The sequence below is a fragment of the Paraburkholderia sp. SIMBA_054 genome (genome assembly GCF_046534875.1).
Lineage (GTDB): Bacteria > Pseudomonadota > Gammaproteobacteria > Burkholderiales > Burkholderiaceae > Paraburkholderia > Paraburkholderia hospita.
On record NZ_JAWRXV010001870.1, the window covers coordinates 1 to 229 of the forward strand.

A 229-nucleotide genomic window follows, 5' to 3' on the forward strand; every position below is an offset into this window, starting at 1 on the left:
GGCAGCTCGCTCGCGAACATGCTCGGCTCGCTGATCGGCGGGCTCCTGCTGACGCTCGGCGGCACGTGGGGTTTCGCGGGCTGGCAGTGGGTGTTCATCGCGACCGGCTTGCCCGCGGTGATCGTTGCCTTCGTCGCGCTCAAGTACCTGCCGAATTCGGTCAGCGACGCGCCGTTTCTGTCGCAACAGGAGAAGGACGTCGTGCTCGCCGCGCTGAGACGCGAGGCCT

General features: G+C 67.7%; 1 protein-coding gene. It reads left to right on the plus strand.

The genetic code is table 11. The features are described 5' to 3' along the window. On the plus strand, positions 1–229 hold a 229-nt coding region (locus SB822_RS61535), incomplete at both ends, for an MFS transporter (protein ID WP_410859723.1).